The following is a 7,332-nucleotide window of genomic DNA, read 5'->3' as shown; positions in this document are numbered from 1 at the left end:
ATTGTGTCCTTCTTTGTTTCTCTTGCTTTAAGGAGGGAGTCTTTTTTTCTTTCCCTTTCCTGAAGAATTTTAGCTCTTCTTTCCTCAAATTCTTTTTGTCTTGCATTCTTCAAAGAATCCCTTTCCTTCTTTCGGGCTTCTATATATGCTTCCCGTTCAGATTTTTTCTGCTCTACAAGTTCTTCTCTTTTGGAGATTTCCTTGTCTTGCTCCACAGTGCGGTTTTCTTCTTTCTCGAATTGCTTGACCTCGCTTTTGTTTTCGAGTTGTTCGCGGTTGGCAGTTCTTTTGATTGTTCGCAAAACTATTTCGCTCACGTCAAACTGCTTGTCTGCATAGATCATACCAATGTCTGAAGTTCTGTCAAAAACAAAATCCAGATTCCGGTTTTCGGCTATTTGCTGTACTGCTGCAAACACCTGATCCTGTATAGGTCTAACCAGTTGTTTTTTCTGGTTGATATAATCACCTTTTGGGCCAAACCTGTTTTGTTGATAATCCAAAGCCTGTTGCTCCATGTAAGCGATCTCGCTTTCTCTTTCCTCGATAAGCTCTTTAGTTAAAAGTGCTTTCTCATTATTGAGTTTGGATCTCATCTCCTCAACCTTTCGCATTTTAGCTTCGGCTTCGGCTTTCCATTCCTGCACCCGGCCATCAAGCTGCCTGCTGGCTTCCTGATATTCCGGAACATTTTCCAGGATATACTCCATATCTATATAACCTAACCTGATACTTTTTTGAGCTTGAACCGTAGAAAGGCTCAGGGCTAAAATGGTTAATATGGAAGCTATCCTTTTTTTCATTTAAATCGAATATAGAAAATATCGTGCCAAATTAAAACTGTTGTCCAATTATAAAGTGAGTTTCCCATCCGTTAGGACCTTGTTGACCCACTACATCATCAAACCCATATCCAAAATCTATCCCAAGTAAACCAAAGGTAGGCATGAATATTCTAAGACCCACACCGGCAGATCTGTTTAACTGAAACGGATTATAGTCTCTAAAATTGTCATAGGTTGCTCCCGCCTCTAAGAAAGATAGAGCGTAAATGGAAGCTGCCTGCTTTAAAGTAATAGGGAAACGTAGCTCTAAAGAGTATTTATTATAAATAACTGCTCCGTCATCACGAGAGTCAGCCGGACGGTCAAGTGGTACAACCGACTGGTTTGGATATCCACGTAACTGAATGGTTTCTCTACCATCAAGACTATAAGATCCAAGACCATCACCACCTAAATAGAATCTTTCGAATGGCGGTACACCTCTTTCATTGTTATATGCTCCCAGGAATCCGAATTCTGCATGTGTTTTTAATACAAGATTGCTGTTTCCTCCAAAATTTGCCAGAGTTTCATACCAGCTTCCTGCAAGTTTGATCTTGTAGAATTCAAGCCAGTTATATTTTTTCTGATCTACTTTTTCCTGATCTGGTACCGAGTTTTCCGGAGTAACACGGTGTCCTTCATAATTGATCAGGTTGCCGTTATCATCTCTTAACTGATACTCATCCATATCCTGAAGATTTGCGTAGTCTACACCGTTCCATAGCGAATAAGGAGGGGTGAATTTCGCGCTAAAATCGAATTTGGAACCCTGAGTTGGGAAAATAGGGTTAAAGGCAGTGTTGTCTCTAATTATTCCCAATTTATAGTATAAGTTGTTGGAGTGACCATTCCCAAAAGTAAAGAGTCCGGTATTATAATTATTAAGATTATATCTCTGGAACCCAACAACATTTGATAAAGTCACATATTGATCTGGGTCTGTAAGTCTTTTTGCAAGACCAACATTCACTCCAAGAATATCAAAACTTCTTGATTTATCTGCTTCTCTGTTAACATAGTCGAATAAAAACTGACGTGTATAACTAAACGAAGTAGATAAACTCACCGGTCTTTTTCCTCCAAGCCATGGCTCTCTAAAAGAAAGGCTATAGGTTTGGTAAAAAGTACTTGCCTGTGCTCTTAAAGATAAGGTTTGACCATCTCCCATTGGAACAGGAGTATAAGCATCCTTGTCAAAAAGCCCCTGAATAGAGAAGTTGTTGAACGAAAGACCAAGGGTTCCTATGAAACCTCCGCCACCATAACCTCCCTGAAGTTCGATCTGGCTGGCTCCCGATTCCACTACCTGATATTCCAGGCTTAAAGTTCCTTCTCTTGGATCTGGATCTACAAATTCAGGATTTAACTGTTCAGCATCAAAGAATCCTAATGCTCCAAGTTCACGAATGGTAGCAACCACCGCTTCCTGACTGTATTTTTGACCGGGTTTGGTACGCATTTCCCTGTAGATCACGTGATCCTTGGTTTTGGTATTCCCGGTTACTCTAATTTCGTCGAAGTATGCTTCTTTTCCTTCTACAATTCTTACTTCAAAGTCGATAGTATCGTTATAAACATTGGTCTCTACAAGATCAATATTCGAGAATAGATACCCGTTATTTTGATAGATATTGGCAATAGAAGTTTTGTTTGGTTCCCTGGATTGAATTCTTTCGTCAATCACAACCCCATTATAAACATCACGTTTTTTAACTCCAAGTAGTCGGCTTAGTTGATCATCTGTATAAGCAGCATTCCCAAGAAAATCAATGTTTCCTACAAAGTATCTGTTTCCTTCTTCAAGGTTGATGGTAAGAGCAATGGTTTCATCGTCCTTTTTAACAAGGCTGTCAGATATAATTCTGGCATCTCTGAATCCTTCTTCTTTGTATTTATCTATTAACGCAGCTTTATCGGTTTGATAATCTGCTCTTACAAATTTAGATCGCTTCCAGAATCTTAAAGGGTTTTTCTGCTTGGTCTTCTTCATGGTCCCTTTCAGCTTTGAATCTGAAAGTTCTTCATTCCCAATAAAATTGATATCAGATATTTTTACCCGGTTCCCCTGGTTGATATCCACGACCATATTAACCTTGTTAGCCCCAACTGAATCGTTGGCTTCACTGGTTCTTATGGCAACATCTGCATTAAAATATCCTTCTTTTCTATACTTGTTCTCAATATAGTTCTTGGTAGTTGTGATAAGGTTCTCGGTAACCTTAACTCCTGGTTTAAGACCGTTTTCGTCTATAAGCTTGTCACGTTCAGATTTCTTTTTAACCCCATCAAATTTTACCTGATATAGTACCGGTACTTCTTTTATCTCAAGTTCCAGATCGGCTACGTTCCCGTCAACATTGGTAAGGTAAAAATTGATATCGCTAAAGAGATCAAGACTCCATAATTTGTTGATAATGCTACGAAGTTTCTCTCCCGGGATGTAAATTTCTTCTCCCTTTTTTAATCCTGTATAAGCAATGACCGTTTTCTCGTTATAGGTGGTGGTACCGGTCACTTTTATTTCTCCAATGGTATATTTTTTAGAGTCTCCAAGGGGGAGATCCTGTGCTTTGGCAGCTATACTGAAAATGAAAAAAAATGCGAAAAGAATAAAAATCTTCTTTGTCATGAATGCACTAACTGAGTTGCTCACTTGTTTTTCCAAATCGTCTTTCTCTGTTTTGATAGTTGTATATGGCTTCAAATAGATCTTCTCTTCTGTAGTCCGGCCATAAGATTTTCGTAAAATACAATTCCGCATAAGCAATTTGCCATAACAGGAAATTACTAATGCGTTGCTCACCGCTTGTTCTGATCAAAAGATCAACATCCGGCAAATTTTGGGTGTAAAGATGCTTATTTATAACCGATTCATCAATAGCATCTAAGGATAATTCTTCACTTTTTATCTTCTCTGCTATTTGTTTGAAGCAACTGGTAAGTTCTTCCCGGCTACCGTAACTCAAAGCGAGGGTCAGGGTCATTCGGCTATTGCCGGAGGTTTTTTCGATAACATCAAGTAGTTCCTGTCTTGCTTTTTTTGGTAAACTGGCGATGTTTCCAATGCAATTAAGTTTGATATCGTTTTCCTGTAACGTCTTGATCTCCTTTCTTAGAGAGGATACAAGTAACTTCATCAGGGTGTCTACTTCCAGTTTGGGTCTGTTCCAATTTTCGGTTGAAAAAGCATACAGCGTAAGGTTTTTAACACCAACTTCGGCGCAGCCTTCTACAACGTCTCTCACTGCTTTGGTGCCTTCTTTATGCCCGGAAGCTCTGAGGAAACCTTTTTGTTTAGCCCAGCGACCATTCCCATCCATAATGATGGCAATATGCTCGGGTAATTTTTCAAGGTTTAAATTGTCTCTATAATTCATTTAAAAGCAATAACACGGCTTTCGCCCAAATGTAAATGTTAATGTTACGCCGGTAAATACATACCAGTCGTTCGTATTTCTATTTCCAAATACAGCAGTTGGTTCACGTCTGCCCAGATACTCCTCGGGCCAGCTACCGTCAAGATTATCGGTCATGGTATACCTGGCTCCAATTTCAAAGGCTCCAATAATATGCTTTGTAACCGATTCTTTATAACCCATTACCATAGGAATTGCAAAATCCCAGTTGGTACCTTCGTTTACAAGATTTGCAGCCCGACCATTTTTTAACCACATATGGTCTGCCCTAAAATAAGTTATTCCGGTATAAAGATACGGAGTACTCTGGGGCATTGGGTCTGTAAGGTCAAAACTCCAGAAGTTAAATTCCAGTCCTAAGGAAGCTTCAGCGATGGTATTATTAAATGAATATCCTCGCTGCTGTCTTCTGGTTTCATCAGATTTTGCGTCATCTGCAGAAATTTCTGCATACAACAAAGATAATCTAATAGAATGTCTTTCACTTCTGTTCCATTTCGCAATCAGGCCTCCAACGGGAGTGTTTGGCAATATATAATTGGTTTTTCCTACATCGCCAATATAATTAGCCCCTCCGGCAAAACCTCCAATTTCGAACTGCTGGGCGCTGGATGAAAGGGTAATAATTGCCATTACCAGAAATGCGAATAGGTACCTCATAGGTTTTCAAAAGTTTGCAAATATAACAATTCTGTTTGCTCTGCAATAATTTGAGCAGATTTGTACATACGTAAAACACGTTTTGGAAAGATTTATTGCTTAATTACGCCGGTCTTCACCCCATAATAGTTTTTTTCGAAGGGTATTTAAAAAACTATCATTGGTTAATTCCACCAGGTTAATGCAATAGGGAGCTTTGGAAATGATGATTTCAGTATCGTTTTCCAAAGTTGCAATTCTGGAATCCATAGACACCAAATGAGTGTTTTCCCGCCCGGAGACTTTAAGCTTGATTTTAGTATGGTCTCTAATTACCAGGGGTCTCGCGTTGAGGTTGTGTGGCGCAATAGGTGTAATCACCAAAGAATCTGCATCTGGAGTAATTACCGGGCCGCCACAACTTAAGGAGTATCCTGTGGAACCTGTGGGAGTAGAGATTATAAGGCCGTCTGCCCAATAAGAGGTTAGGAATTGCCCGTCCAGCCAGGTGTCTACCGTGATCATGGAGGTGGTATTCTTTCGGCTTACAGCCACTTCATTTAAAGCAACATGAGAAAATACCGGATCGTAGGTTTTAGGATTCGTTTCAATAGTTAAAACCGAGCGCCTCGATAAGCTGAATTTCTTTTCAAGGATCTCATCCAGGGTGCTTTCAATTTGTTCTTTTTGAATAGTCGCAAGAAATCCTAATCTCCCGGTGTTGATCCCTACAATGGGAATCTCCAGATTTCGAATGTAGTTAATGCTTTTCAGGATGGTACCGTCTCCTCCAATACAAAAGAAAAGATCATAGGATTTGTCCAGTTCTTCAAATGCGCTGAAGTGTTCATAGTCCTTATCGATGGAATTGTTACTGTGAATAAGCTCCAGAAAATTCTCCTCGATCAAAACTTCCACGTTCTTTTGATCAAGTAAGCTAAGCAGCTGTCCAATATAGAAGGCTGCATTTTCGTGATAAAACTGCCCGTAAATACCTATTTTCATAACTATATGTTCAGGTATTTATCCAGATACTGAGATCTGTCCTTTAAGTTTTTACTGAAATTGTCTTCCTGATGCTCAGAAATTATAAGGTAGCCATATCTTCTAAATGACTGAATTATTTCATTCATGCCTGACGGAGAAATTTTAAGAGTAATTTGAGCCATCTCATTCTCGATCCTGGATATAAAAACTCCAAGGAGATGGGCATTATTCGATTCTACAATTTGACTAACTTCACCAAGGGTGTAATCTTTAAAAGATTTTTCAATTACCAGGATATTTCCCGGTTCATGTAAAAAAGGAGTTTCTTTAAATAAGGAGATCATTTCGTTAAGCTCCACATAACCAATATATATGTTGGTTTCATTTAAAACCGGAAGGATATTGGAATTGTTCTGCGCAAAAGCTTCAAGGCTGTCCAGCCAGTAATTGCTTTCCCTTACATAAAATCCCTCCAGACTATAACGGTAATCATTCAGTGTTTTTTCATTCTCAAAACAACGAACATCATTTTCAGAAATACACCCCAAATAAACCCCATTTTCTGCAACCGGCAGATGGGTGTAAGTGAGCTGGTTGAAAAGCTTCTGAACATCTCCAATTTTTTCAGAAAGACTCAGGATCTCCACGTCATTTAAAATGTGTTCCTTCAAACTCATAATTCTCTTATCCTTTTCTGCAAATTAATCAAAATAATATTCATTGAAGCAGGCTGCACTTTGTATTTTTGTTAATAAAATGAGCGAAATATGACTAAATTAAGTGTAAATATCAATAAGATCGCAACCTTAAGGAATGCCCGTGGCGGGGATGTTCCCAATCTTAGTGAAGCAGCAATAAATATTGAAAAGTTTGGTGGGCAGGGGATTACCGTGCATCCGCGACCGGACGAGAGACATATTAGATATGCCGATGTTAGAGAGCTTAAGCCGGTGCTTACTACCGAATTTAATATAGAAGGGAAGCCTATCAAGCAGTTTACGGATCTTGTGCTGGAGGTGAAGCCCGCACAGGTTACTTTGGTGCCAGATGCCGAAGATGCCATTACTTCCAATGCCGGCTGGGATACTGTGAAACATCTGGATTACTTAAAAGAGGTTATCGCAGAATTCAAGTCACACGGGATAAGAACCTCGATCTTTGTAGATCCCAGAAAAGAAATAATTGAAGGAGCAGCAAAAACAGGGGCAGACAGGATCGAGCTTTATACAGAAGCTTTTGCGGTTGACTTTGCTAAAGGAGATAAGCAGGCGGCGAAAGCTTACGCTGAATGTGCCGAACTGGCTCATGATTTAGGACTGGGGATCAACGCCGGTCATGATCTTTCATTGAAGAATATTCAGTTTTTTAAGGAGAATGTGCCTTATCTCGATGAGGTTTCCATAGGCCATGCCTTAATTTCAGAAGCCTTATATATGGGATTGGAAAATACAATTCAGCAATAT

The 7,332-nt window shown here is 39.4% G+C and carries 7 protein-coding genes; 1 reads left to right on the top strand and 6 read right to left on the bottom strand.

The annotated features are described in order from the left end of the window. The 6 genes from ACNKXV_RS10035 to ACNKXV_RS10010 form a co-directional block, all read right to left on the bottom strand. Nucleotides 1–803: OmpH/Skp family outer membrane protein (locus ACNKXV_RS10035; protein WP_417907593.1), on the bottom strand; the 803-nt coding region annotated here is incomplete at its 3' end. Nucleotides 804–834: 31 nt separating this feature from the next. Further along, on the bottom strand, nt 835–3,456 hold the full coding sequence (locus ACNKXV_RS10030) for a BamA/OMP85 family outer membrane protein (RefSeq protein WP_417907592.1): 2,622 nt from the start codon (nt 3,454–3,456) through the stop codon (nt 835–837). 7 nt (nt 3,457–3,463) lie between these two features. Continuing rightward, nucleotides 3,464–4,204 carry an isoprenyl transferase gene (locus ACNKXV_RS10025; protein WP_417907591.1) on the bottom strand — a complete coding sequence of 247 codons (741 nt, stop codon included), beginning with the start codon at nt 4,202–4,204 and terminating at the stop codon, nt 3,464–3,466. Then, a complete protein-coding gene (gene porG, locus ACNKXV_RS10020) occupies nt 4,205–4,903 on the bottom strand; it encodes a type IX secretion system protein PorG (protein ID WP_417907590.1) in 699 nt (232 codons plus the stop codon). Nucleotides 4,904–5,002: 99 nt separating this feature from the next. Continuing rightward, entirely contained in the window at nt 5,003–5,887 is an 885-nt protein-coding gene (locus tag ACNKXV_RS10015; protein ID WP_417907589.1) for an NAD kinase, read from the bottom strand. Nucleotides 5,888–5,889: 2 nt separating this feature from the next. Continuing rightward, the gene (locus tag ACNKXV_RS10010; protein ID WP_417907588.1) at nt 5,890–6,546 is read right to left on the bottom strand and encodes a CBS domain-containing protein; all 657 of its coding nucleotides are present in this window, start codon (nt 6,544–6,546) and stop codon (nt 5,890–5,892) included. Between the two features lie 90 nt (nt 6,547–6,636). Here ACNKXV_RS10010 and ACNKXV_RS10005 point away from each other — a divergent pair. Beyond that, the coding region (locus ACNKXV_RS10005) for a pyridoxine 5'-phosphate synthase (RefSeq protein WP_417907587.1) at nt 6,637–7,332 on the top strand (696 nt) is incomplete at its 3' end.

Origin of the sequence: Christiangramia aquimixticola (genome assembly GCF_048285835.1) — a bacterium.
GTDB classification, from domain to species: domain Bacteria; phylum Bacteroidota; class Bacteroidia; order Flavobacteriales; family Flavobacteriaceae; genus Christiangramia; species Christiangramia aquimixticola.
This window is presented reverse-complemented; position numbering and strand designations above follow the sequence as displayed.

What these genes read in the sequence shown, in the direction of transcription:
- ACNKXV_RS10025 (WP_417907591.1), bottom strand. Translation starts at nt 4,204, where the DNA reads ATGAATTATAGAGACAATTTAAACCTTGAAAAATTACCCGAGCATATT.
- ACNKXV_RS10030 (WP_417907592.1), bottom strand. Translation starts at nt 3,456, where the DNA reads ATGACAAAGAAGATTTTTATTCTTTTCGCATTTTTTTTCATTTTCAGT.
- ACNKXV_RS10010 (WP_417907588.1), bottom strand. Translation starts at nt 6,546, where the DNA reads ATGAGTTTGAAGGAACACATTTTAAATGACGTGGAGATCCTGAGTCTT.
- ACNKXV_RS10015 (WP_417907589.1), bottom strand. Translation starts at nt 5,887, where the DNA reads ATGAAAATAGGTATTTACGGGCAGTTTTATCACGAAAATGCAGCCTTC.
- porG (WP_417907590.1), bottom strand. Translation starts at nt 4,903, where the DNA reads ATGAGGTACCTATTCGCATTTCTGGTAATGGCAATTATTACCCTTTCA.